This window comes from Proteiniphilum sp. UBA1028, assembly GCF_002316955.1.
In the GTDB taxonomy this organism is placed as follows: Bacteria; Bacteroidota; Bacteroidia; order Bacteroidales; family Dysgonomonadaceae; genus Proteiniphilum.
Map to the genome: position 1 here is coordinate 12,590 of NZ_DCEN01000043.1, position 434 is coordinate 13,023.

At 55.5% G+C, this 434-nt stretch carries 1 protein-coding gene; it reads right to left on the reverse strand.

Annotated features, from left to right (window positions below):
* Positions 1 to 434, reverse strand: a 434-nt coding sequence (locus B3Z75_RS07385; RefSeq protein WP_294069339.1) for a dihydrodipicolinate synthase family protein, incomplete at both ends; no start/stop codon positions are given.

Sequence of the window (434 nt, forward strand, 5' to 3'; positions counted from 1 at the left end):
CCATTTTCATAGAGCATGCACTGGTTGTACTCGTACAGGCTCTCGTAGGTGTACTTGATGCCCGCCAGGTTGGGGATGCGTCCGTCGGCTGCTTTTAAAAAGGGCAGCATGGGGAGGAAGACACCGTTCAGCGCCGGGATGTGGTAGAAGTAGAAGGGCAGCTCGGGTGCGCCACAGGCAATCTCCTCACAGTACTTCACCAGCTCCTCCACCCGTCCTGCTTTGGGGAAGGGAGAGGCCATGGCTCCAATGCCGAAGGCGCCAATTTCCCGGGCGTGTTGTGCCATCCTGAAACTGTCTTTGATGCAGGTTGCCCCCACGTGTACAATGACCTTAAATCCCTTTGGCGCTACTGAAATCCATCTTTCGGCCAGCTTGAGCCGCTCCTCCACCGTCAGCATATAACCTTCGCCAGACGAACCGTTGATAAATAC